This window comes from Phaeobacter sp. JH20_26, from assembly GCF_048056275.1.
In the GTDB taxonomy this organism is placed as follows: Bacteria; Pseudomonadota; Alphaproteobacteria; order Rhodobacterales; family Rhodobacteraceae; genus Phaeobacter; species Phaeobacter bryozoorum.
Genome location: NZ_JAYMWL010000019.1, coordinates 49,351 through 72,400, shown reverse-complemented (window position 1 = coordinate 72,400; position 23,050 = coordinate 49,351). Strand labels below are relative to the sequence as shown.

At 58.9% G+C, this 23,050-nt stretch carries 22 protein-coding genes and 1 pseudogene; 9 read left to right on the top strand and 14 right to left on the bottom strand.

Going from position 1 to position 23,050, the window contains the following annotated elements:
• Nucleotide 1 precedes the first annotated feature (1 nt).
• The 4 genes from VWY60_RS15680 to VWY60_RS15665 all read right to left on the bottom strand — a co-directional run bounded on the left by VWY60_RS15680 (nucleotide 2) and on the right by VWY60_RS15665 (nucleotide 4,419).
• Entirely contained in the window at nucleotides 2–2,086 is a 2,085-nt protein-coding gene (locus VWY60_RS15680; protein ID WP_416541097.1) for an MlaD family protein, read from the bottom strand.
• On the bottom strand, nucleotides 2,083–2,718 hold the full coding sequence (locus tag VWY60_RS15675) for a paraquat-inducible protein A (protein WP_416538186.1): 636 nt from the start codon (nucleotides 2,716–2,718) through the stop codon (nucleotides 2,083–2,085). Before VWY60_RS15675 ends, VWY60_RS15680 begins: the two co-directional genes overlap by 4 nt.
• Complete coding sequence (locus tag VWY60_RS15670; protein WP_340546647.1) at nucleotides 2,685–3,302, bottom strand: paraquat-inducible protein A; 618 nt, start codon at nucleotides 3,300–3,302, stop codon at nucleotides 2,685–2,687. Before VWY60_RS15670 ends, VWY60_RS15675 begins: the two co-directional genes overlap by 34 nt.
• A gap of 181 nt (nucleotides 3,303–3,483) precedes the next feature.
• Nucleotides 3,484–4,419, bottom strand: coding sequence for a MurR/RpiR family transcriptional regulator (locus tag VWY60_RS15665; protein WP_416541096.1), 936 nt, complete (start codon nucleotides 4,417–4,419; stop codon nucleotides 3,484–3,486).
• A 190-nt stretch (nucleotides 4,420–4,609) separates the two neighbouring features.
• Between VWY60_RS15665 and VWY60_RS15660 the strand changes: the two genes are divergently transcribed.
• The 8 genes from VWY60_RS15660 (at nucleotide 4,610) to VWY60_RS15625 (ending at nucleotide 12,693) form a co-directional block, all read left to right on the top strand.
• Complete coding sequence (locus tag VWY60_RS15660; RefSeq protein WP_416541095.1) at nucleotides 4,610–5,131, top strand: TRAP transporter small permease; 522 nt, start codon at nucleotides 4,610–4,612, stop codon at nucleotides 5,129–5,131.
• A gap of 1 nt (nucleotide 5,132) precedes the next feature.
• Nucleotides 5,133–6,416, top strand: coding sequence for a TRAP transporter large permease (locus VWY60_RS15655; protein WP_416541094.1), 1,284 nt, complete (start codon nucleotides 5,133–5,135; stop codon nucleotides 6,414–6,416).
• Between the two features lie 37 nt (nucleotides 6,417–6,453).
• Complete coding sequence (locus VWY60_RS15650) at nucleotides 6,454–7,491, top strand: DctP family TRAP transporter solute-binding subunit (protein ID WP_416541093.1); 1,038 nt, start codon at nucleotides 6,454–6,456, stop codon at nucleotides 7,489–7,491.
• Nucleotides 7,492–7,580: 89 nt separating this feature from the next.
• Entirely contained in the window at nucleotides 7,581–9,047 is a 1,467-nt protein-coding gene (locus VWY60_RS15645) for a M81 family metallopeptidase (RefSeq protein WP_416541092.1), read from the top strand.
• On the top strand, nucleotides 9,044–10,099 hold the full coding sequence (locus VWY60_RS15640; RefSeq protein WP_416592528.1) for a D-TA family PLP-dependent enzyme: 1,056 nt from the start codon (nucleotides 9,044–9,046) through the stop codon (nucleotides 10,097–10,099). Before VWY60_RS15645 ends, VWY60_RS15640 begins: the two co-directional genes overlap by 4 nt.
• 61 nt (nucleotides 10,100–10,160) lie before the next feature.
• A complete protein-coding gene (locus VWY60_RS15635; RefSeq protein ID WP_416541090.1) occupies nucleotides 10,161–11,075 on the top strand; it encodes a sugar kinase in 915 nt (304 codons plus the stop codon).
• Nucleotides 11,072–11,467: a RidA family protein gene (locus VWY60_RS15630; protein ID WP_416538180.1), complete on the top strand. Its 396-nt coding sequence runs from the start codon at nucleotides 11,072–11,074 to the stop codon at nucleotides 11,465–11,467. The genes VWY60_RS15635 and VWY60_RS15630 overlap by 4 nt, the downstream gene beginning before the upstream one ends.
• A 194-nt stretch (nucleotides 11,468–11,661) precedes the next feature.
• Entirely contained in the window at nucleotides 11,662–12,693 is a 1,032-nt protein-coding gene (locus tag VWY60_RS15625; protein ID WP_416541089.1) for a LacI family DNA-binding transcriptional regulator, read from the top strand.
• On the opposite strand, the gene VWY60_RS15620 is transcribed toward VWY60_RS15625, so the two are convergent.
• From VWY60_RS15620 to VWY60_RS15580, 9 genes are all read right to left on the bottom strand, one after another.
• Nucleotides 12,688–13,662, bottom strand: a complete 975-nt coding sequence (locus VWY60_RS15620; RefSeq protein WP_416592527.1) for a hypothetical protein — start codon at nucleotides 13,660–13,662, stop codon at nucleotides 12,688–12,690. The genes VWY60_RS15625 and VWY60_RS15620 overlap by 6 nt on opposite strands.
• On the bottom strand, nucleotides 13,659–14,624 hold the full coding sequence (locus VWY60_RS15615; protein ID WP_340546636.1) for an ABC transporter permease: 966 nt from the start codon (nucleotides 14,622–14,624) through the stop codon (nucleotides 13,659–13,661). Before VWY60_RS15615 ends, VWY60_RS15620 begins: the two co-directional genes overlap by 4 nt.
• The gene (locus tag VWY60_RS15610) at nucleotides 14,621–16,132 is read right to left on the bottom strand and encodes a sugar ABC transporter ATP-binding protein (protein WP_416541087.1); all 1,512 of its coding nucleotides are present in this window, start codon (nucleotides 16,130–16,132) and stop codon (nucleotides 14,621–14,623) included. The genes VWY60_RS15615 and VWY60_RS15610 overlap by 4 nt, the downstream gene beginning before the upstream one ends.
• A gap of 67 nt (nucleotides 16,133–16,199) precedes the next feature.
• On the bottom strand, nucleotides 16,200–17,132 hold the full coding sequence (locus VWY60_RS15605; RefSeq protein WP_416592526.1) for a substrate-binding domain-containing protein: 933 nt from the start codon (nucleotides 17,130–17,132) through the stop codon (nucleotides 16,200–16,202).
• Nucleotides 17,133–17,212: 80 nt separating this feature from the next.
• Entirely contained in the window at nucleotides 17,213–18,199 is a 987-nt protein-coding gene (locus tag VWY60_RS15600) for a carbohydrate kinase family protein (RefSeq protein ID WP_416541227.1), read from the bottom strand.
• 38 nt (nucleotides 18,200–18,237) lie between these two features.
• A complete protein-coding gene (locus VWY60_RS15595; protein WP_416541085.1) occupies nucleotides 18,238–18,855 on the bottom strand; it encodes a D-lyxose/D-mannose family sugar isomerase in 618 nt (205 codons plus the stop codon).
• 44 nt (nucleotides 18,856–18,899) lie between these two features.
• Nucleotides 18,900–20,051, bottom strand: coding sequence for a Gfo/Idh/MocA family protein (locus tag VWY60_RS15590; protein WP_416541084.1), 1,152 nt, complete (start codon nucleotides 20,049–20,051; stop codon nucleotides 18,900–18,902).
• The gene (locus tag VWY60_RS15585) at nucleotides 20,048–20,878 is read right to left on the bottom strand and encodes a class I fructose-bisphosphate aldolase (RefSeq protein WP_416541083.1); all 831 of its coding nucleotides are present in this window, start codon (nucleotides 20,876–20,878) and stop codon (nucleotides 20,048–20,050) included. Before VWY60_RS15585 ends, VWY60_RS15590 begins: the two co-directional genes overlap by 4 nt.
• Before the next feature lie 176 nt (nucleotides 20,879–21,054).
• On the bottom strand, nucleotides 21,055–21,300 hold the full coding sequence (locus tag VWY60_RS15580) for a hypothetical protein (RefSeq protein WP_416592531.1): 246 nt from the start codon (nucleotides 21,298–21,300) through the stop codon (nucleotides 21,055–21,057).
• Between VWY60_RS15580 and VWY60_RS15575 the strand changes: the two are divergent.
• Nucleotides 21,196–21,598 (top strand): annotated as a pseudogene (locus tag VWY60_RS15575) (IS5/IS1182 family transposase); the annotation flags it as partial. The gene VWY60_RS15580 and the pseudogene VWY60_RS15575 overlap by 105 nt on opposite strands.
• 230 nt (nucleotides 21,599–21,828) lie before the next feature.
• Here VWY60_RS15575 and VWY60_RS15570 read toward each other — a convergent pair.
• Nucleotides 21,829–23,016 carry a multidrug effflux MFS transporter gene (locus VWY60_RS15570; RefSeq protein ID WP_416541082.1) on the bottom strand — a complete coding sequence of 396 codons (1,188 nt, stop codon included), beginning with the start codon at nucleotides 23,014–23,016 and terminating at the stop codon, nucleotides 21,829–21,831.
• Nucleotides 23,017–23,050 lie beyond the last annotated feature (34 nt).

The following is a 23,050-nucleotide window of genomic DNA, read 5'->3' as shown; positions in this document are numbered from 1 at the left end:
CTTACTTTCCAAACAAAAGGGAATTCGGGTCACGTTCAATCTTGCGGGCAAGCTGGGAGACCGAACGGGCGGCCGATTTGAACTCCCTTAGCGCATCCAGCGCTTCGGAGTTGAAGTTCGAGCGAGCGCCATAGGCTGTGATCAAGGTCTCGGATTGTGCGACCAGCCGTTCAAGCCGGGCTGAGAGCGCCGGCAACCCCTCGGCTGCGGCCGCGACGGTATCGGCAGCACTGCGGGCCGAGGCCATTGTCGCATTGGCGTTGTTTACCAGCCCGCCGCTGCGCAGCTCCGACAGGGTGAGGCGCATTTCATCCAGCGCGCTGGTCAGGGCCGGAGGCAGCGCGCGCGCGCCATCGGAATCGATCATGCTGTCAGCGCTTTGCATCAGCTGGCTGGCGGACCGGATAAACTCTTCGGCTTCCAATGCGTTGGCTTTGGCTGCCAGGGCGCGGAAATCGCTGACCAGCGCCGGCAATTCCTCCGATGCCGCCGCGAGGCTGGATGCGGCCTGGCTGCCCTGCTCCAATGCCTCTGTCAAACTGGCCACCGCTCTGCCTTGCTGCAACTCAGACAGAATATCGCGAAGGTCAGCCACAGCTGCACGCAGCTCCCCCGGCAGCGCTCGCGTCTCCGGGTCCGCGACCAGCGACCGGGTCTCATCCATCAGGGCCACCGCCGCCGCAGGCGCCTGCCGGGTACTCTCAGCGGAGGCCAGGGATTCAATGCTGGCCAAGGTCGCGATCGCCTGCGCCATCAGCTCTTCGACGGGCAGCTCGCTGATCCGCTCCAATGCGCCTTCTGCGGTTGCGGTAAAATCGGGCAGGTCCGAGGGCGCACTGGGCAATTCGGGGAAGGGCTCCGCGTTGCGATTGAAGAGTGCAGGCTCCGCCGCATCCAAGGTGACCAGTTCAACAATCAGCTCAGAGCTGAACAGCCCGGCCGCAGCCAGCCTGGCCCGCAGACCGCCTGCGGTCGCCTGCTCCAGAAAATCCAGCACTTCGGTTTCGCCCGCTCCCGGCGGCAGGCCCATCAACGACGGTTCAAGCATCAGTTTGGCAATCAGCCTGACCTCTGCCTCGTCGGTTCCGTTCTCGATCGCGGCGTTCAGACTGCTGACCTCGCCGACCTTCACCCCGCCAAGTTTGACCGCGGCACCGCTGGTCAAGCCAGCAACCGACTCGCCAAAGGCAACCGAAACCGCGACCCCGCCCGTCAGCGAACGGGCAAAGGCCGTGCGGCGGGCTGCGGCCTCATCCGGGTGGATGTCGAAGACGGCGCCCGAACTGATCGGTCGGCCGCCATCGAATACCGTGTCGAACTCGATCCCGCCTGCCACCAGCGAAGCGATGCTATCCACATCAAGCGACAGCCCGCTGGCGCCAATGGAAACCGAGAAGCCGGATGTATCCCAAAAACGCGTCGCCGAATTGATCCGCTGGTCATGGGGCGCCTCGATAAAGGCATCGACAACAATGCTGTTGCCGCTGACGGTGAGACGCGGGCTTTCCAGCCGGCCAACCTCGATGCCGCGGAAAAGCACCGGCGCGCCTTCGGAGATCATCCGCCCGTCGTTGGTGCGCAGGGTAATCCGCCGCCCACCCCGGCCCGGCTGCACAAGGGGCGGCCGGTCGGCCCCTTCAAAACTGATTTCGGCACTGCCCCGGTCCTGGTCCCAGGCGCCTTCGATGTAGACGCCGGACAATACCGTGCTGAGACCCGAGATCCCCCGCGCGCTGACTTCGGGGCGCACCACCCAGAAGGCGGCATCCCGATCCAGATAGGGGGCAACCTTCTTGTCGATACGCGCCCATACGGCGACCTTGCTCAGGTCCTCGGCAAACCCCACATCCTCGACCTGGCCGATAACAACGTCGCGATAGCGCACTGTCGTTTCATTGGCCACGATGCCGGAGGCGTTCTCAAAAGTAATGCGGATCAGGACGCCGCGATCACTATAGGCCTTCCAGGCTACCCCAAGCGATACGGCCAAAGCAGCCAGCGGTACCAGCCAGACCAGAGAGAGGTTCCGCCAGGGCGAGACACGCTGCGCAGCGATGGTCATCGGGGCGGGTTCAGGGGTGCTCATTCATATTCTCGCTTTTCCGCGTTCCAGATCAGGCGCGGATCGAAACTTTGAGCCGCCAGCATAGTGAAGGCAACCGACAATGCAAAACTGACCGCTGCAATCCCCGGCGTGATGGCCGCCGCAAAATCCAGCTGGACCAGGGCGGTCAGGATCGCCACGACAAAAACATCGATCATCGACCACCGTCCGATGAATTCGACAATCTCGTAGAGCACCAGTCGACCATGGCTGCCCAAGGCTGCGGGCCTTCGGACCGAAACTGCAAGATAGGCGATGGCCAGGAATTTTGCGACCGGGATTACGATGCTCGCAAGGAAAACGATAAAGGCAACCCCATAGGCGCCATGGCTGAACAGCTCGGCTATGCCGCCAATCAGTGTATTCTCGGAGCTGCGACCAAAGGTGGTGGTCCGCAGCATCGGGTATAGGTTGGCGGGAACATAGGCGATCATCCCCGCCACGAGCCAGGCCCAGACACGCTGGAGGCCACCCGGCCCGGCAGGCTCCAGGCTGCTGCCGCAGCAGCCACAGGACCGCGCGCCTCCGGGGTTCGCCGTGCCGCAGGCGCGGCAGCCGACCAGACCGGCCGCAGCGGCGGTCAGGAAGCGCTGCGCGTCTTCAGTGTTTTCCATACAGTCAGCCTGCAAATCGAATTGTCGGTCAGGATTGTCACCACCAGCAGCGCTGCAAAGGCCCAGAACGCAGGCCCCAGCCCGACCTGCGCCAGGCCGGAGACTTTGACAAGGGCCACCGCCACACCGATGATGAATATCTCTGCCATCGCCCAGGGTTTCAGCTTCTCCGCCCAGCGATAGACAGCTGCAGCGCGCGGCGCAGGGTGCCAGCCCAGAGCCATCGGCGCCAAGGTGTAGATCAGCGCGCTGAAGCGTGCGGCAGGCAACAGAACGATCAGGAGACCGGTCGCCAGAGACAGCGGCGCCATCGGCCCGCGCGAGAAGGCCATGACCGCATCCAGCACCGAGGCCCGATGAGACAACCCCTGCGCCTTCAGCTCCAGAAACGGGAAACCGGCAGCGGCGACCAGCAGGATCAGAGCGGTCAGCGACAACATCGCGATCCGGGTCATGGCACCGGTTCTGGGGGCCGCCAGCACCGTGCCACATCGGGCGCATCTGGCCACCGTATGCGCCGCCACAGCCTGGTCGCGGTGCAGCACGTCGCAGACAGGACAGGCAATTAGCTGTTCGATGTCCATATCATCCCCACCCGGCCAAGCTGCGCAATCCGCAACGATTCGGATGTTACTCTGCCTAGGCCTGCGACGGGAGCCTTTCCTCTTCCGCCCTTCGGGCGACGCCGCTCCTATCTGGTCATCAATATCTTCCGCGCCTGCAAGAGCTTGCTCGCGCCCGCCCCTATGATCAGCTCGAATGTCGTCAATCGCCAAGTGGTTGCGGGCCTGTCCGGCCATGGTAGGCGGTCAGGGACGCACGAATGCGCCTCAGGTTTTCCTTGGTTTCACTGGACTGTTCCTGCGCGACCATCATGGCAAGCGTGTCGATGATGGCCAGATGCGCATAGCGGGATGCGGTTGGCTTATAGATGTCGTTGTCTTCGGGCAGATCGGTGTGAATTGAGATCTTTGTCTGCAATGACAAGCGTGTTTCGGGTTTCGTCAGGCTGATGGTTGTTGCGCCATATCCATTGGCGACTTCTGCCGCCCCCACAATTGCATCCGCTTCACCGCTTGCCGACACCAGAAACAGAACGTCTTCCGGACCAAGCGCAGCCGCGCGCATTTGCAGGACGTAGCTGTCGCTGACAAAGTATGACGGGATGCCAAGGCGGAAAAACCGGTTCGATGCTTCCTGTGCGACTGTGGACGATCCACCGCCTATTCCGGCAAACAGAATTTGGCGTTTCCCCAGAATCCCGGCTTTGGCCTGCATCAGCTGGTCAACATCAACCTGACGCCGCATCACATTCAGGGTGGCAAATACCGCTCCCAGAACCTGATCGAGCGTTGAATTTCCTGAGTTCGATGAATCGTCTGCGTCGCCGAACAGATATTGGGCACTGACCGCAACATTCTGAGCGAGCCGCAGCTTGAAATCCCGGTAGCCCTCGCAACCAAGGCTGCGACAGAAACGAATAACCGTGGGTTTGCTGACACCGCATTTGTCTGCCAGATCCCCAATTGTCATCGAGCTGATGGTATTGAGGTTCTCCAGCACAAAATCCGCCACCTTCTGCTCCTGCGACGCAAAACTACCGTCCGTGCGACGTAGGACGGAGATCAGATCAACGGGGCTCAGCTGCGCGTTTTGCGGCGGGATATCTCGGTTCTGCAGCGAGTTGGCGGGGCTTTTCAAGTTTCAGTTCCCTCAGAAAGTGCAACGGAACTAAGTTACACAGGGCGCAGAATTTTCGCAAGATGGGGTCGCCACACGAGGGTTTTAACAGCAATAACGGACCTTAGTAACAAATTTGTCTTGATGGTCACAGTTTTCCCTGCAATTGTGTAACTCGGTTACGCTGCCGGCCTTTTTGGGAGGGATGTTCATGCGACAGACGTTTGCGCAGACAAGCGCGAAAATCAATGCGGTGATCGAAGCGATTGTCGCGGCATTGATGCTGGCTCTGGTGCTGGATGTCTGGCTGGGCGTTATGGACCGCTACTACTTTCACTGGCAGCTCCCCTGGCCCGAAGTGATCGCCCGATATCTCATGATCTGGGCCGCGATGCTTGCAGTGTCCTCCGGCATCTCACGCCGCGAACACATCGGGCTGACCGCATTTATCCATGCCATTCCGGTCCGGATGCGTCAGGCGCTTCTGATACTGATGGATGTTCTGACGCTGCTGCTGTTTCTCTACGTCGCCTATTACGGCGTCGGCTTCGCGATGAGCGGGGCCCCGCGTGACGCGATGATATTCGGGATGAGCCTGGCCCCGTTCTACGCCGCAATCCCCGCCGCTGCCGCCATCTGTTGTGTGCAGATCCTGCTCGTCCTGGTGCGTGATCTGGGCACCTATGTCGACCGCCCGCCGGTCATGGATCCCGGCCAGGCTGAGGAGCGATAGCATGATCGTTGCCGCCGCATTTGTCGTTCTCGTATTGTTTGGCATGCCCATTGGTTTTGCTATCGGTCTTGCCGGGGTTGTCGGCCTTATCGAGATGGGGGGCGGAAACTTTCTCGCGGTTGGGCCGAGCAAGATCTTCAACGGTCTCAACATCTTTCCGTTTCTTGCCATGCCGTTCTTCATTCTGGCCGGCGAGATCATGAATGACATCGGGATCACCAGCCGCCTTGTCAAACTCGCGCAGGTTCTGGTCGGGCGGTTCCGTGGCGGTTTGGCACATACCAACATGCTGGCGTCGGTGTTTTTTGCCGGGCTGACCGGATCGGCCACGGCCGACGCCGCCGCTTTCGGACGTACGCTTGTGCCCGCCATGGTCCGGGAGGGCTACAAACGCGACTACGCCTGTGCCGTGACCGCTGCTGGGTCAATCATCGGGCCGACCATTCCGCCATCGGGTCTCATGGTGGTCTACGGCTCATTGATGGGCGTCTCTATTGCGGGACTATTTGCGGCGGGTGTTCTGCCCGGGCTGGTGATCTGCCTCGTCTGCATGATTGTGATAGTCATCGGCGGCAAACGCGAAAACCTGCCGAAAGCCATCCGCGGCGCCACCCTGCGAGAAATCTGGGAGACATTCCTGTCCTCGCTTACGGCGTTGGCGATGCCGGTTATCATTCTGGGCGGTATTCTGGGCGGTGTCGTCACGCCAACCGAAGCGGCCTCTATCGCGGTGGCCTATGCGCTGTTCATCGGCGTTTTTGTTTACCGGACGCTGACCTTCAAGAGCTTTTACATGATGCTTGTGCGCACCGCGCGCATCATGGGCGTTATCTTTGTCATTATCGCCTTCGCAGGCATTCTTGGCTGGTGGATGAGTTTCGAACGTATCCCCCAGTTGATTGCCAAGACCGTGCTGAGCCTCTCTGACAACCGCTACATGGTCATCGCCATCATTATCGGCCTGCTTCTGCTCATCGGCATGGTGATGGATATCACCGCCATTCTCATCATCCTGGCTCCTGTTCTGGTGCCTTTGACCGAAAGCGTCGGCCTTGAGCCGATCCACGCGGGGATCATCTTTGTTCTCGCCCTCAACATCTCGCTGATGACGCCTCCGGTGGGGGCCTGCCTCTTCGTTCTGTCGTCTGTCACCGGTGAAAAACTGGAGAGAATTTCGATCAAGCTCCTTCCGTTTCTGATCGCGGAAATCGGCATCCTGTTCGCCTTTGCCTTCTGGGAGGACGCGGCCCTGTGGCTGCCCAGAGCGCTTGGCTACGCCCAATAAGACGACCCAACCAACCAAGAACCAACTGGAGGAAAAAATGAAATCTCTTTTCGCGGGACTGGCCGTCGCGGCCATTACGACGGCAAATGCTGCCAGCGCAGAAAGCGTCATCCGCTTTGGCCATGACAATAAAACCGACCCATTCGAAAACCCGGCACATGCTTGTACCGCCGTGTTTTCGAACCTCGTCGCCGCCGATACCAATGGCGCGGTGACCGTCGAAGTTTTTGGGTCCAACCAGCTCGGATCTGCCGCCGAGCACGTGCAGCAGCTACAGGACGGTATCATCCAGGCGACACTGACATCGACTGGGGCGCTGGCCAGCTATTATCCGCGCATCGACATTCTGAACCTGCCCTTCGCATTTACGGGTAACGCGTCCACATATGCGGTGTTCGACGGTCCCTTTGGTGAGGCGCTGAAAGCCGATATCGAAGCAGAACTGCCCGGCGTCGTCGTCCTCGGCTTCCCGGACACCGGCGGATTCTTCGCTGTCACCAACTCAAAACGACCGATTGCCAATCTCGAGGATTTTGACGGCATTCGGGTGCGCACCATGACGCTGCCATCGCACCAGAAAATCATGCAATCGCTTGGTGCCGAAGCCTATCCACTGTCCTGGGGCGAGGTCTACTCGGGCCTGCAAACAGGTGTCATCGACGGTCAGATGAACCCGGTTCCAATCATCTCCTTCGCAAATTTTGCCGAGGTGCAGAAGTATATGACGCTGACCAACCACCTGTTCTCGCCATACACATTCCTGATGAACCGCGCATTCTATGAAGGTCTGACAGATGACGAACGCGCAACCATCCATACCGCCGCAGAAAACTGCGTCGTAGCCAGCCGTGGCCTGAGCCGGATCATCGAGGCATCCGATCGCGGCCTTGCCGGGCTGATGGACAAAATCGAGGTGACCGCCCTGACAGCCGACCAACGCACCGCGATGGCAAAGGCGGCTCAGCCTGCGTTCGAAGCACATGTCGCCGAAAACATGGATGACAAGGCGCGCGAACTGCTCAGCCAGTTCCGTGATGCCGTCTCCGCGGCAAACGCTGACGCCTATCTCGATTGATCCTCCCTTCCGCCGGAGCAATCCGGCGGAAACGCCCACCGGAAGCCAAGACACACCTCCGGCATCTCCCTACGGATTGGACCACAACAATGCGGATCTTCTGCGCATCTCTTGCGACCGAAACGAATACGTTTTCCCCGTTGCGCACGGATTTTTCCAATTTCGAGCAGAGCTTCTACGCCCCTCCGGGAAAGCACCCTGACACTCCGACCCTGTGCAGCGCCGTCTTTCCCGCGCTTCGCCGAAGATCCAAAGAGGAAGGGTTTGAACTCATTGAAGGAACCGCCACATGGGCCGAACCCGGCGGGTTGCTGAATGCGTCCACCTGGCACCAGCTGAAGCAGGAACTTATGGGTCAGGTCCGGGCGGCACTGCCTCTGGACGCCGTGGTGCTTGGCCTGCACGGGGCCATGATCGCCGAAGGCTGCGTCGATTGCGAAGGATCGCTTATCGAGAGCGTGCGCCAGATCGCCGGCCCCGAGACCACAATCGGCGTCAGCTTCGATCCGCATAGCCACCTGAGTGACAAGCGGGTGAAGAATGCCGACATCATAACGGTGTTCAAGGAATTCCCGCACACCGATTTTGTCGAGACCGGTGAAGCCTGCGTAGACCTGACCCTGCGTAGGGCCCGTGGCGAAATCACGCCAACAAAAGCAGTCTACGACGTTCGCATGATTGATGTCTTGCCGACCAGCCGCAACCCGATGCGCGGATTTGTCGACAGGATGAAGGCGATGGAAGCAGCGGGCGAGGTTCTGTCCGTCTCAGCCATTCACGGGTTCATGGCCGGGGATTCCCCCGATCTTGGCGCAAAGATCATCGTGATCACTGACGGCGACCTGCCAAAAGCTGAGAAAATTGCCCGCGAGCTGGGGCAAGAGTTGTTTTCATTTCGAGGTATCGCCAAACCCGAATATCTGCCCCCCGCTGATGCTCTGCGACTGGCCCAGAATGCACCAAACGGCCCCGTGGTCATTGCCGATGTCTGGGACAATCCGGGCGGCGGCGTAGCTGGCGATTCCACGCTGATCCTCGCAGAAGCGCTACGCCAGGGCATCACCTCTGCGGCCTTCGGCACAATCTGGGATCCCATTGCCGTCCGCCTGTGTCACGCCGCCGGGGAAGGTGCGGAACTGGAGCTGCGATTTGGCAGCAAGACCTCTGCATTTGCCGGTGATCCGATAGACGCCGTCGTGACCGTTCTTCGCAACCAGCGCAACGCGGTGCAGAGCTTCGGGACCTCGGTTGTTCCACTGGGAGATTGTTCTGTCATCAGGGTCGATGGCATCGAGGTTGTGCTGAATACCAACCGCAGTCAGGCATTCTCGCCGGATCTCTTCACCAATCTGGGCATTGATATCCACAGCAAGAAAATTCTGGTCGTCAAATCCACCAATCACTTCCACGGCGCATTCTCAGCAGTTGCATCCAAGATCCTCTATGCCGCTGTCGACGGGCCCTATCCGAATGATCCCACCAAGACGGCTTACAAACGGCTGACCCGCGCGATCTGGCCGATTGTGGAAAACCCGCACGCATCGAAGGGCTCATGATGTTTTCCCAGATCGACACACCGGCAGTCCTTGTCGACCTTGATATTGCCGAAGCGAATATCGACCGATTTCAAGCCCATTGTGACAGGCACAACCTATCCCTGCGACCCCACATCAAGACCCACAAACTGCCATTTCTGGCGCGGCGCCAGATCGCGGCCGGAGCGGTTGGCATCACCTGCCAGAAGATCAGCGAAGCCGAGGCCATGGTGGCCGAAGGGGGAATTGACGATGTTCTGATCACCTACAATATTCTTGGCGAGCGCAAGCTGAAGCGGCTTCGGACCCTGTCAGAGCAGGTGAAGCTGAGCGTTGTCGCCGACAACACCGAAACTGTCGACGGCCTGTCCCAGGCCTTCGAAACCGCCGAGGCCCCGCTGAATGTGCTGGTCGAGTGCGACACCGGGGCCGGGCGCTGCGGTGTGCAAACCGCTCAGGCAGCTGAAAGCTTGGCCCGCTATATCGCCTCGCGCCCCGGCTTGGCGTTTCGCGGGTTGATGACCTACCCCCCTGTTGGAAAAGACGCATCCGTCCAGAACTGGCTCGCAGAGGCCAGAGCACGCATTCACGCAACGGGCGAGACAGTCAGCGTCGTGTCCAGCGGCGGCTCACCGGGCATGTGGCAGGCGCAGGATGTCCCGATCGCGACCGAATACAGGATCGGAACCTACGTCTACAATGATCGCTCGCTGGTGGCGCGGGGCATCTGCACATGGGATGATTGCGCTCTGACAGTCCTGGCAACGGTGGTGTCCGTCCCGACCGAAGATCGCGCAATCATTGACGCCGGCTCCAAAGTCCTGACCTCGGACCTTCTGGGCCTGAACGGTCATGGCCACGTAATGGGCCGCCCGGATATCCGGGTCGACAGCCTATCCGAGGAACACGGCATTCTGCGGGCCGAGGCGATCCATCTCAACGTTGGCGACCGTCTAAGGATCGTTCCCAACCACGCCTGTGTGGTCAGCAACATGCTTGATCAGGTCGAGCTCATTCGCGGATCCACATCTCTGGGCGCCTGCCCCGTCGCCGCGCGGGGGGCAGTCTGGTGACAGCCTCCCTTCCATACATCCAATACCCGGCTCCGCCGGGCCCTGATCTGCGAGGTGGAAAATGACTGATCTTGTCTGCCTCGGCGAACCCCTCATCGAGTTCAATCAAAAACCCGACGGGCAGCTAGTAATGGGATATGGCGGCGATGTCTCGAATGTTGCAATCGCGGCGGCGAGACAGGGCACGGCAACCTCCCTGATATCACGCCTCGGCGATGATCGCTTTGGCCAGGCGCTGCTGGAGCTTTGGCACCGCGAGCATGTCGATAGCAGCCTGGTCTCGACAGTCGCAGGCGGGGAAACCGGCCTCTACTTCGTGTTCCACGACGACCTGGGGCATCATTTTCTATATCGGCGACGGCACTCCGCCGCCAGCAGGATGACCCCCGACGACCTGCCAACACATGCCATCGGCACCGCTAGGATATTCTACGCCTCAGGGATCAATCTCGGCATCAGCAGCACCATGTGCGCCACAACCTATCACGCCGTCATGACCGCGCGTGCGTCAAACGTGACCACGGCATTTGATCCAAACCTGCGGACTGCGCTTTGGTCACTGGAGGAGGCACGCGCCGTGACACATGATCTGATGCGCCACGTCGATATTGCGCTTCCCGGACTTGATGACGCCCGACAGCTCACCGGACGTCAAAGCCCTGACGAGATCATCCGGTTCTATCACAACCTCGGCGCGCGCATCATTGCTCTGACATTGGGTCGCGACGGCGTGGCGGTATCGGAAAATCAGAGGGTCACATTTGTTCCGGGGGCGGTTGTGGAATCGGTCGATGCAACCGGCGCCGGTGATTGTTTCAACGGCATATTCCTGTCCGAGCTTCTGCGTCATGGCGACAGCATCAGAGCCGCAGAACATGCGAACCTCGGCGCTGCATTGTCCACCACCGGCTACGGGGCGGTTGCGCCGATCCCGCACAGACCAACACTGCAATCAAAAGAAGGACGTCCGACATGACCCGCAAAACAATCGAGCGCATCGGCAATGACAGAACCGGCGCCGGGGGGCAGCCGCTGCCATTTTCCCCCGCCGTGCGCGCAGGCGATCTGGTGTTCATCTCAGGGCAGGTTGCGATGAAGGAAAACGGCGAGATCGAAGCAGGCGGCATCGAAAGCCAGACCCGCAGGACTATGGAGAACCTGATCGCAGCCCTCGCCCTGGCAGATTGCACCTTGGAAGATGTTGCCAAAATCGGCGTCTGGCTCGATGACCCGCGTGATTTCTGGACCTTCAACCGTGTCTATGCCAGCTATTTCCCAAACGGCGGACCGGCACGGTCCACAGTGCGCTCACAGATCATGGTGGACGCCAAGGTCGAGATCGACGCCATCGCCTATAAACCCCTCTAGGACAAGCCAGCTTCAAACGAGAACCGTTCCTTCGGGATCGGCACACTCGTCACCTGCCAGAAATGTACCCAAATTCTCGCATGCAATACCGACCAGTATCAGAGGCAATACCAGGTCACGAAGCAGGTTTTGACAGCTGGTCTAAACTGTCCCGGTCACTTAAACTCGGTGCACAACTGACAAGGTGATTTCCTGTGCCGTCAAAGCCTCCAAAACAACAGCCGGCAAGCGTAAAAGATGTTGCGAGACTGTCGGGGACATCGCTTGGAACGGTGTCGCGTGTTCTGAACAGAAGCGCCTCGGTGAGCGACAAGACGCGCGCGCAGGTTGAGAAGGCGATTGCAGAGCTGGGGTATGAACCAAACGCTGGCGCACGTCAGATGCGCAGCGGTCGCAGCGGGCTGGTCGGCGTCCTGCTGCCGAGCCTTGATGTCCCCTTCTTTGGCATTCTGGCGCAGGCGCTTGAGCAAGCCTTGTTTCAAAACGGCTACCACTGCCTGATCTGCAATACCGAGGAGAATGAAGAGAATGAAAAACGATATATCTCGACCCTCATTGGCCAGAAAGTGGATGGCATAATCGCAGCGTCGGTTGCAACGAACCAGAATTTCACGCGGCTGTCAGATCAGAATATTCCAATTATCGCCGTTGACCGTTCTCCCGACGAGATCGCGGTGAATCTGGTATCCGTTGACCACCGGGAAGGTGGGCGTCTGATGGCAGAGTATCTGTTGCGCCTGGGGCATCGGCAAATTGGTGTCATTGGCGCGCCCACCCATTCAAGACCCATCACCCTGCGCCTGGAGGGGATCAAAGAGGCGTTGGCGGCTCAGGGGCTTGAACCGGTCAGCGTGTCTCTTGGCGAAGATCATAGCTTTGATGCCTGTTTCGCCCTGGCGCGGGACGTGCTGGCGAAAAACCGACCAACCGCCCTGATTGGGACAACCGATATCGCGGCAATCGGCGCGATCCATGCCGCGCATGAACGCGGTCTGAAAATGCCTCAGGACATTTCTGTGATCGGGTTCGACAACCTGCCACAAAGCGCCCATATTTTTCCGACCCTGACCACCGTAAATCAGCCGATTTCATTGCTGGGAGAGCTGGCCGCAAAAACGCTTCTGAACCGGATCAACCCGGAGCGTTTCGCGAAACCGGATCTTTCAGCTCTAAGCTTGCAGATCGTCGAACGTGACAGCACCGGACCCGCACCCAAGACCCTATAGCGCGGCGATGGATATGCTGTAGCGGGTGTCAAATGGGCTATCCGGCGCCAGCATGCGCGACGTTTGCACACCGGTTTTTGTCAGGGGATTTTCTGTCGCTGAAATCGAGCATCCCAAATCAAATGCGGAACAAACGGGTTCGACCCCAAGCGCCCAATGGCGGCCGTTCCACGGTGGCGCGTTTCGCCCTCCATTGCTGATCCACAGCATGAGCGAGGGAAAGACCTCTGCATCCCAATCAAGTGTGACGCGATAATCTTCGGCGCGGTTCTCCAGCGCGAAGGTCCCGTCGGTGCCGCTCAGGAGCAAAAGCGTCTCGGACCGGTCAGGATAGGGCAGCGCCACTGGATCAAACCCGAACCCTGTTAGATCTTCCAACCGGAACGGCGCGGGGCGTGAAATACCGGGGGGGCCGCCGGTATCACCGGGGTAGCAAAACGCCTGCTTATAGCGCCCGGGACACAGACGCGCCTGTCCGGTGGCCGCTGGCAGACGAAAGACCGGATGCAACCCAATTGGCAGGCAGGCCTTGCGGCGCATATGGATGCCAAGAGCGATGTCTACCGCAGCCTTGCCGCTCACCCCGCTCACCCGCCGTGTCAGGTGATGGATTGGATCGGTCCCCGGATAGGCGATGTCTGCACGCACCGCCTGCGGGCCATCGGGTGTTATGCGCCAGTCGTGATTGGCGGCATACCCGTGCGGCCATGGATCAGGCATGCGGGAGAGACCGGCCCAATCCCCGGCCAGAGGGCCCTGTGGCGCCATGCCAAAGGGAACACAGGGCCACTCTCCTTGCAGCCAGGCAAGCAGCGGCGGCACACCATTGGGCAACACCTCACCCAGCCAGGGTGCTTTATGCAAAGGCGCAATGCGGCGACCGTCCGGGAGGTCAAACTCAAGGTCGGTCAGCATCGCACCAAATCGGGTGAGACGCGCACGCCCTTTATCCCAGTTGAGCCAAGTCACTTTCGGTCGATGAAAAAGTTGATGAAGACCGCGCCAAGGATCAGACCGCCTTTGATCACTTGCTGCACATAGGGGTTGAAACCCCACAGCGTCATCGCGTTCAGCAGTACGCCCAGAAACAGCACACCGATGAATGCGCCCCAGATCGTCCCCTTGCCGCCGAACAGGCTGATGCCACCAATGATCACGGCCGAGATCACCTCAAGCTCCAGCCCACGCGCAATGGTCGGATTGCCGGCATTGACCAGCGACGAATAGATAATACCTCCGGTTGCAGCAAAGACACTGGTCATCATCAGGCAGATGGTCTTGGTGCGCCAGACATTGATGCCCGACAGGCGCGCGGCCTCCATATTGCCGCCGACCGCATAGATCGACCGGCCCAGCGCCGTGAAATTCGAGATGGTAAAGGTGATGGCAAAGGCAATCGCCAGCAGGAAAACCGGAACCGGAACACCCCAGAAACGGCCTGACCCGATGACGTAATACCAGCTTGGAAAGCTCGAAATCGGGACGCCATTGGTGATCAGGTTGGCCAAGCCCGCAAGGGTTGCCATCATCGCCAGAGACGTGATGAAGGTCGGCACCTGAACCAATTGCCGCAGTTTGCCCGACATGAACCCGACCGAGGCCGCAAACAGCAGCGTCCCGGCAAAGGCGGCAATGACGGTCCAGGTGGCAGGTTCAATGGCGTTTCCGGCCAGCTTCTCGACGATCCAGGCGGTCAGACAGGCGGACACGGCCACCATGGAGCCGACGCTCAGGTCAATTTCTCCGACAATGATCACCAGAGCCATGCCAAAGGCAATCATACCCGGGACGGCAATATTCCTCAGGATATTCAGCTGGTTGTTCAGGGTGAAAAAGCCCTGCGCCGTTGTCGCAACGATCACGTACAAGACCAGCAGGATCATCAGCATCGAATTTCGGCGCAGATGGGAAATGAATTTGTCGCGCGTCATGCATCGCTCTCCTGTTGGGTTGTGGGTGCCGCCATGCAAGCTGCATAGATATCCTTGGCATCAAGGCCTTCGTTGATGAATTCTTCGGCGATACGACCATCCCGCAGCACAAGGATACGGTCGCAGCATTCGGTCAGATCCTCCAATTCGGTCGAAACAACGATCGAGCTCAGACCCTCGCGCGCCTTTTCCCAGATGAGTTCATAAATCTGGCGTTTCGCCTGCACATCGACGCCTCGGGCGGGTTCGTCAAACAACAGAATGTCGGGCGTGTTGTTCATCCAGTTGCCGACAACGATTTTCTGTTGGTTCCCGCCGGAAAGAGAAGAGACCGGTAACATCGGATCGCCGGCCTTGATGTGAAGCCCCGCAATCTGGCGGTCGACAAACGGCTTTTCTGTACGGTGACTGACCCAGCCTTTGGGTGCGATCCGATCCAGTCCGGCAAGACACAGATTGGCATGTGAGGACAACAGCTGCACAAGGCCGGAATGCTTGCGATCTTCGGAGGTGTAGCCAATCCCCAGCGCCTTCATCGTCGGGATATCGGGCCGCGCCACGATCTGCCCGTTCACTGATATCTCACCTTGATCCGCCACGATGGCCCCGAACAGGCAATGCAACAACTCGGTTCGTCCCGATCCGAGCATTCCGGCAATGCCAAGAACCTCGCCCGGGTAAAGATCAAAGCTCACGTCGTCGAAATGGGATGCGAGTGCAAGATGCCGCGCGCTCAGCACCGGTGTTTCCCGCGTTATCGTCTTGGTCGGGCGCTGGAGAGGCGGAAGATTGCCAAACATCATATCAAGGATGACGGCCGGGGTGGCCTCCTTGATCGGTACGGAATCCACGAATTTTCCGTCCCGGATTGCGGTGACGGTATCCGCGATCTGATCCAGTTCAGACAGCCGGTGCGTAATATAGATGACGGTAACACCAAGCTCGCGCAGCCGACGCACCAGAGTAAAGAGTTGCCGAACTTCTGCCTGCGCCAGCGCAGAGGTGGGTTCATCCAGTTGCAGGACTTTGGGTCGAAAACTCATCGCTTTGACGATTTCGACCATTTGTTGCTGACCAACCGAAAGATCCGCAACGCGGGTTTGCGGCGCGATGTCCAGCCCACCAATCTCTTTGAACAGGTCGCTGGCATCACGACGCAACCGCGCCCAATCAATCAGGCCAGAGCGTTTGTGGGGTAGCCGACCAAGGAAGATATTCTCTTCGACCGATAATTCCGGGACAAGACTGAGTTCCTGATAGACGGTGGCGATGCCGGCTTCTTGCGCTTCACGCGGATTGGAAAACCGTGTCTCGACAGTGCCAATCCGGATCGACCCTGACGTCGGCTGGATCGCTCCTGACATCATCTTGACGAAGGTGCTCTTGCCAGAACCGTTCTTGCCAATCAGTGCGTGAACCTGCCCGGCTGTGAACTCGTGTACAAATCCGTCAAGTGCCTTGACCGATCCGTAGTGCTTGGTGAGCTGATCAAGGATCAGATTTGACACGGGTTACCTGCCTTTGCCTGTGATGATCAGTGAAACAGGGGGCCAACACGGCCCCCTGCCATTGATTCTACTGAATGCTTTCCAGGAACGCGGTGACGCCATCCGCGTCGGTCCTGCTCAGAAGCATTGCCGGCACAGTGGTTTGTGCCTCGACTTCTTCGCCTGCAAGAATGGCAAGGGCGGCTTCGGCACCCATGGCACCCATCTGGAGCGGCGCCTGAGCAGTCACCGCCTGCAGAACATTGTCGCCCGCCAAAAGACCCCGACCCAGCTGTTCCGATCCGTCGATGCCAAAGACAAAGACCTCACCGGCACGACCCGCGTTGCGCACCGCCTGCATCGCCCCCACGGTGCCGCCTTCGTTTGCCGCGTAGATGACATTGACCTCGGGGTGGGCGGTCAGAATATCGGTGGCCACAGTAACTGCGGCTTCTGGCATCCAGGCGTCCTGCTCGGCCACGATCTCGATGGAATTGCCTTCAGCGACAGCATCCTTGAAACCGCCTGTCCGGTCGCCAGACTGTTCCGGCAAGAGCGACGAGAACGCCAGAATGGCGACATTTGCTTTGCCACCAAGGCTATGACTTACAAAGCTGGCGGCGGCAGCGCCGGTGGATGCCCCAAGATCACGGTTGGCCGTTGAGAAGGTCGCGTGTGCAATGCTGGCATCCTCAAGGCCGCCGTTCAGGGCAACCACAACAATACCGCCGTCACGTGCGCGCTGCAAAGCAGGGCCCGAATTCGCGGCCGAAAGTGGCGCAATCACGATCGCATCGACGCCGCGCGAAATGTAGGTATCAATGGCCTGAATTTCACGCGCCTGATCGCCGTCGATATTAATTTCCAGTACTTCTGCGCCCGCCGCTTCGGCGGTTTCGCGCACACCCGTTTGCAGGAACTGCATGAACTGGTCGCCCTGGAACACGATGCTGGCAATTACCGGGGCGTCCTGTGCGATCGCACCGAGCGGCAGCATTGCCGTCATTGCTGCGGTCGTCATTGCCAAAAAGCTACGTCTGGGGATGATAGTCATTGTCTTTTCCTCCTCTAAAGACAGTTTTGACATCACATGAAGCTGGTTCATGTCGTGATGCCTTTTGTCTGCCGATCCAGTTGATCGGTCAGTTGGTTCAGATTCGGGATGGCTTCGGTGGCTGTGACCCCGCGCAAGGAGGCCCTTGCGATGGCATGGCCCAGTTCCAGGGCACGCTGCGGTGTCCAGCCTTCATGAAGCGCATACAAAATTCCGGCACAAAAGGCATCGCCTGCGCCCAAGGGGCTTGCGACCAGTTCACGCGGTAAGGGCACGACCGGGACGTGTGCGACCTGCCCATCAACCCCAATCCAGAGCGCCATTTGCTGGCAGTGAACGACCACGGCCCGCCGGACCCCGTCTTTGATCAGCGCCTTTGCCATCTCGATCATGTCCTGCATATTCGGCGTCTGACTGGCGACAGGTGGAGTCTGGCCACTCGCGCGGGCCAATTCGATTTCGTTCAATATCAGATAGTCGATTTGTGGAATTGTCGCCGCGACGATCTTCGAGAAATCAGGGCGATCAACCGAAGCAAGATCAACGCAGGTGGTCATACCTGCGGCGCCGGCACGGGAGAGCACCCTCGCCGCAGGCGTGCTGCCATCATCCGTGATCCGATCCAGATCGGCCAACAGGGTCAGGTAGCCCAGATAGAAAATGCGCGCTTTATGGCTTTCAAAAACGCCCGTCGGGAAATCTTGATCAGACAGCACGTCATTGGAGCCGCCCTGATAGAAGAACGTGCGCGATCTTCCGGTAACAGACATGACATGGGTATGTGCCGTCGCGGTGTCTGGTTTTTCCGAGATCAGATGCGTTGGAAGACCCAGTTCATGACAGTGCGCCTTGATAAATTTCCCGAAGTCATCCTGACCGATGGCGCCCATCGGCCAAAGCGGTAGCCCGGTTTCAAGCTTGGTCAGCGCCGTCACAACATTGGCCGCACCGCCACCCACGCCCTTGTCTTGCCCGTCGATGCGAACCAGATCGCTCTCAGCGGGCCAATGCGCAATCTCGTGTACGAGATCCACGATCCAGTTGCCCGCACAAATTATGCCTTCGCGCGTGGTCACGGGGTCGACCCCACTTCATTCCACAAGGGATGCACGGGTTGGGCATCTTCCGTTATGGAAGAAAACCGCCCCAGAGGCTCCAGAAAATAGTTGTCCGATCCGTCATCATTGACCTGAGACACTTCACCGCCCAGCACCATGCCGCTGCCTGCGCGCGCATAGAAGCGGTGATAAAGACCACATGGAATCGTGACACTTGATCCGGGTTTCAGGCATAGCGGTTCGTCCGGGTCCAGCCGGTGGACAAAGCCATCACAGCGCAGAACAATTGGATCATCGACACCGTCAGGCTGGCGGAACTCGATCATCAAATCCCCGCCGCCACGGTTTATGATGTCCTCCAGCTTAATCTTGTGGGTATGAAACGGAGTTTCCTGCCCTTCCCCGACGAACAACAGCTTTTCAGCGTAGGGCAGACTTGTCGCGTCAGACTGGATACCGTTGCGCAGGCAGAACAACACCAGACCGCGCCGCGCAAAATCGCCCGAGCCGAAATCCGTCACATCCCAGCCCATCTGATGAAGCTGCAACCAGTCGCCCAAGTCGGGATTGGCTGCAAATTCTGCGACATCCCAATCTGCCCATGCCGGCAACGACCAGCGAAACGCCTGCAATAGGTCCTTGGCGGCGCGGATGGCCTGATTGATCTCGGAGCGCTTCACGTTTCCGCCCCGTAGTCGACAGTGACGACCCTGTGTTCGGTGCCTGCCTTCAGGGCTGCGGTCAGCACGGCGTGGTGGTCCGCCGCTTCTGCGGGTGTTGCGCAATGAAATCCACGCGCATCGCCTCCGGCCAGCTCATCCAGAAAGGCGGCCCACATCTGTTGCAGGGCGTCCGGGAAACCAAATTCGAAAATGGCCCCCGTTATGGCCGGGAACAGGGTTTGAAACCCGATGTCCTGCACCTGCCAGACCTGATCCCCGCCGCTATAGTCCATCCACTGCCACTGGCGCGGGTTCTTGGTGGTGAAATAGGCGCTTCTTTTGGTCCCAAGAACGCGCAGGCTCCAGCTGTTGGAATCTCCGGGCGATATACGCCAGGTTTTCAGCACCAGAGGAAAGCCGCCCCCGGCATCCTCGACATGGCCAGTGATGGTGGCGTTGTCCCATGTCTCGCAGGGTACGGTCCCCCCCTTGCCATCCGGACGGGTCCGAAACCGGTTGACCAACGACGCCGATACATGGGTCGGGCGCCACCCCAGTCGCAAAGGCACATGCAGCACATGCATGCCAAGATCGCCCATGCAGCCGTAGGCGCCATTTACCTCAACCATGCGTTTCCAGTTGATCGGCTTGTCCGGGTCAAGGTCCGAGGAATGCAGGAACGCGGCCTCAACTTCGATGATTTCTCCCAGATCACCGGATCGCACAAGATTGATGACCTTTTGCGCACCGGGATAGTACGGCATCTCGGATGAACACCGCACCATCACATCAGGGTGCGCATCAATCGCCGCCTGAATACGGGCGTTTGCGGCCCCATCCATACCAAACGGTTTTTCGCCGAACAGGTGTTTCCCGGCAGCCATGATCTGCGGATAAACCTGATCATGCAGCACATGCGGCAGCGCGCAATAGATCGCCTCGACCTCTGGATTGTCGAGCATCTCTCGGTAGTCGGTTGTCTTTTGCGTCACGCTGGACAGATTGTGCGAAAACCAATCCATCAGGTCCGTGTTCGTGTCGCACACCGCGACAATCTCTGGCCGCGCTTTTGTTTCGGTCAGATGCAGCCAGCGGGCGGCAGTCGAGGCAAACTCGCGCCCCATAAGCCCGCAGCCAATGACGCCGAATTTGACGACGCGGCTCACGCGATCATCCCCAGGGCATCAGCCACGGAGGCGCCGTTATGCACCACCGCCATCAGCGCTTTGGTCATGCCTGCCGGGTCGTCGTGATGGATCACATTGCGGCCATAAACGATACCGCGGGCGCCCTGTTTCATCAAAGCTTCGGTCCGTGTCAGAATCTCCTTGTCAGAGACCTTGCCGCCACCGCGCACCAACACGGGTACGTCCTGGGCAATCTCAATCACACGGTGATACTGGGAAACATCGTCGCAAGGATCCGCCTTGATGATGTCCGCGCCCAGTTCCACGGCCTGACGCACCAAAGGCAGGATCTTTGCCAGATCGCCATCCACCATGTAACCACCACCGGCCTTGGCGTTGTCTTGCATCACCAGCGGCTCCACCATCAGCGGCATCCCTGCCAGATCGCAGGCGCGCTTCAACCGGTTGATGTTCTGAATGCAGGCCTGATGCACTTCGGGCTGACCGGGCAGCATCAGCAGATTCACCACCACACAGGCCGCATCGAGGGCCACAGCTTGCTCAACCGGGTCGGCTATCACTTCTGAAAACAGCGACCGTGGCAACGGATTGCCATAAACATTGGCAATGTCGGTCCGCAACACCAGCGCCGGACGGTCCTTGCCGGGGATTGCCTGCAGGATCGGCGCCGTCCCCGGTGGCAGCTGAATGGCATCCGGTGCCGCGCTCGCCACAATCGTGATCGCGGCCTGCATGTTCTCAATCCCGCCAAGGAAGGCGCTTTCATTGAACATGCCGTGGTCGATTGCCACGTCAAAGCAATTTCCCGAAACACCGAACAGTCTGTTCATACGTGCGGATTTCACCTGCGTCCCTCCTGTGGAATTTCCCTAAAAGATTATGGAAACGTTTCCAAATAAAAGGTTCGTTCTTCATCAACATCTTGTCAACAAATTTCTTCGCGAATTTTTTATGTTCTAAAACATACGGTTATAGGCGCACGGAGTGGAGCCCCCCGAGATCCTCGTACTAGATCTTCGGTTCATGACTGCGAAATGCAGGGCAGTTCGCCCAGCGCGTTAGCACGCTCGAAAGGGTGTTGGCCCGTGATCGGCCTGTCTTCATCGCTTTTCGAAAGTGCCGCCGCCGCGAGCAAAAAATCGTCAGCCAAATGCTGGCAGGCGATCGACAGATCGCCCCGCACATCTCGTGCTTCGACAAATCTGAGCGCAGTGACTGGACCCGGACCCGAGCCGACTTCGAGTGCGACGCCGAGAACAATCAACACATCTGCCCTGAAGGGCACGAGGTGAAGCAATTCCCCCGGAACTGGTCCGATCCGAACCGCAGGCCGACCGGCAGGGGCATCGCCATATAGCAGTGTTTGAAGCACACGTGTCAGGCCGCCCATCACAGGCGCGCTGCCGCCAGAATATGGATTTCCAGTCGATCAACCGGCGAGGAACCTGAACCGGCTCCTATTACATGGGTCATGCGGCGCAAATGACGAATTTCTCCTCGCCGCAACCGCCCACAATCTCCAGAAACTGGCCACAAACTATCCTGCGCCGCAGCAACCGCAATAAGCCAGACAAGAAAGGCACTCTCGACCCTTTTCAGGGGGCGATATTCTGCACCAGAGAACCGGTCTATTTTCAGAATCGGTCCAAAGCGGCCACGCCATCAATGACTAAAATCCTGTACCGCGCCGCACTCCGCATAGGAAAACTCTGACATTCTCGAGCTCCGCCAATAGCGCCCGTTTTCAAGGACCGCTTTGTCTGCACCTGGCCCGACGGCCGTTATTGTTTTGAGACTAGACCCTATTCTTACTCAACCATGCTGCCCAAATGGCAAATGCCAACGCCAGTCCCGTTGAAGCTAGCATAAGCATAAGCAGCGTTTGTGCCCCGTTCGTCTGTGATACGAGGTTGCCCGTCACTGTGGTAACAACCGCACCGCCTGCAACTATGAGAGCGCCGCTCAGCCCGGCAGCGCTTCCGGCGAGATCTGGTCGAACCGACATCGCACCGGCAATGCATCCCGGCATGGTCATGCCGTTCCCTAAACCAACGAAGATCGTGCTCGCAAAGAAAATCTCCGCTGACATGATCTCCGATGCGAGCAACAGCAAACCGCCCACAATACCACTACACGCCATGACCCGGCCCGCAATCATCATGGTTGTTGGTTCGAAGTGTTTTCCAACCCGACCGGCCAAGAACCCGCCGATCATGAAGCCAACTGTGATGGTCCCGATATAGAATCCAAGTCCAGCGGTTGTGACATTGAAAGCGGACTGCGCAACAAGAGGTGCGCCTGTCAGAAAGATGTAGAATGCGCCGACAGAAAGCGCACCACAGAGTGCATAAGCCCAGAACAGGGGCTCACGGATAAGCATCATCGTGCCAGGTGCCGGAGTGCTGGCATCTGTTGCCCTTTGAGGCCTCGTTTCTCCGAGGTCGAACCAGCAAAGCAGCAGTAATCCGAAGCCCGCTACAGCATAGAGACCAAAGACGGACCGCCACCCAAATAAGGTGTCCAACACCCCTCCCAGCATGGGGCCGACCATTGGAGCAATCGCCATCGCCATTCCGATATAGCCGATCAGGCTTACAGCCTCCCGTGCCGTTCTCGTATCCCTAACGATCGCGAGAGAAAGCGCGTAACCGCCGACGATGCCGCCTTGGAGCATCCGGCAGAACAGAAAAGCCACGATGTTTGGAGCAAAAGCGCACCCCACAGAGGCGAAAGCAAAAACAAACAAAACCACCAGAAGGACCGGTCGTCTGCCGATCCGGTCTGACAAGGGCCCAACGATCAACTGAATAACTGCCGTTATTGCCAGATATCCGGACACCGCCCAGCTCACGGTACCGTAGTCGGTATTGAGATCGACAGCGATGTTAGCCAGAGCGGGTAGAAACATGTTGAGCGACATGGGCGAAAACCCAGTCAACAGGATCAATGTGATCAAATTCGGAGGTGTTCTTGCGCGGTTCATCTGATGCTCTGAGCAATAAAAACAAAAAAGCCCC

Excerpts from the sequence above, each read along its gene's own strand:
- VWY60_RS15680 (WP_416541097.1), bottom strand. The coding sequence starts at position 2,086 with ATGAGCACCCCTGAACCCGCCCCGATGACCATCGCTGCGCAGCGTGTC.
- VWY60_RS15675 (WP_416538186.1), bottom strand. The coding sequence starts at position 2,718 with ATGGAAAACACTGAAGACGCGCAGCGCTTCCTGACCGCCGCTGCGGCC.
- VWY60_RS15670 (WP_340546647.1), bottom strand. The coding sequence starts at position 3,302 with ATGGACATCGAACAGCTAATTGCCTGTCCTGTCTGCGACGTGCTGCAC.
- VWY60_RS15660 (WP_416541095.1), top strand. The coding sequence starts at position 4,610 with ATGCGACAGACGTTTGCGCAGACAAGCGCGAAAATCAATGCGGTGATC.
- VWY60_RS15655 (WP_416541094.1), top strand. The coding sequence starts at position 5,133 with ATGATCGTTGCCGCCGCATTTGTCGTTCTCGTATTGTTTGGCATGCCC.
- VWY60_RS15650 (WP_416541093.1), top strand. The coding sequence starts at position 6,454 with ATGAAATCTCTTTTCGCGGGACTGGCCGTCGCGGCCATTACGACGGCA.
- VWY60_RS15645 (WP_416541092.1), top strand. The coding sequence starts at position 7,581 with ATGCGGATCTTCTGCGCATCTCTTGCGACCGAAACGAATACGTTTTCC.
- VWY60_RS15640 (WP_416592528.1), top strand. The coding sequence starts at position 9,044 with ATGATGTTTTCCCAGATCGACACACCGGCAGTCCTTGTCGACCTTGAT.
- VWY60_RS15635 (WP_416541090.1), top strand. The coding sequence starts at position 10,161 with ATGACTGATCTTGTCTGCCTCGGCGAACCCCTCATCGAGTTCAATCAA.
- VWY60_RS15630 (WP_416538180.1), top strand. The coding sequence starts at position 11,072 with ATGACCCGCAAAACAATCGAGCGCATCGGCAATGACAGAACCGGCGCC.
- VWY60_RS15615 (WP_340546636.1), bottom strand. The coding sequence starts at position 14,624 with ATGACGCGCGACAAATTCATTTCCCATCTGCGCCGAAATTCGATGCTG.
- VWY60_RS15605 (WP_416592526.1), bottom strand. The coding sequence starts at position 17,132 with ATGACGACCGCAGCAATGACGGCAATGCTGCCGCTCGGTGCGATCGCA.
- VWY60_RS15570 (WP_416541082.1), bottom strand. The coding sequence starts at position 23,016 with ATGAACCGCGCAAGAACACCTCCGAATTTGATCACATTGATCCTGTTG.